General features: G+C 53.3%; 1 protein-coding gene. It reads right to left on the bottom strand.

Annotation, left to right across the window (positions count from 1 at the left end; translation table 11 throughout):
• The coding region (locus ACY1JZ_RS26095) for a hypothetical protein (protein ID WP_462631693.1) at nucleotides 1-493 on the bottom strand (493 nt) is incomplete at both ends.

Genomic DNA, 493 nt, shown 5'->3' with positions numbered 1-493 from the left:
TTCACTCATCACCAGATACACTTCTGCCGCTCGATTTCGCTCCGGCTGCGCTGATGTGGGTTCCCTTGTCAACCCGATGCCCTGCTTCAGCTCCAGGATCGCTTTCCCCCGCGTTCCCGGATCTTTGAATCGCTTCATCCATTGCTCCAGGGCTGCTTCATCGCCTCGAAATAAACTCTTCAGCAAGTTCTTTCGAATCTTCTCATAGGCTTGACTTCCTTCGGACACCATCTGCAGCTCGATCAGCTCCAGATCAAGCTCACTCTTCGTCTCATACGTTCCGTCCATATATTCCATGTAAGCCTTCATCGCCTGATAGATCATATCCTCATCATCCAGCCTCGCTGGATCGATTAACAGCGTATCTGCTACCCCGGGAGTTGAGACGGGCTTCGTAGTCTCCTCGGGTACCCAACGGGCTCTTGCCGCTGAGCGCCTGTTCATCTCCTCTATCAATTGCCTTAACAGCTCGGACCAGCTCCAGTGCTGCTGG

The sequence above is a fragment of the Paenibacillus sp. J5 genome, from assembly GCF_054955055.1.
The sequence above is the reverse complement of the archived record's forward strand: the minus strand, read 5'-3'. Positions and strand labels throughout refer to the sequence as shown.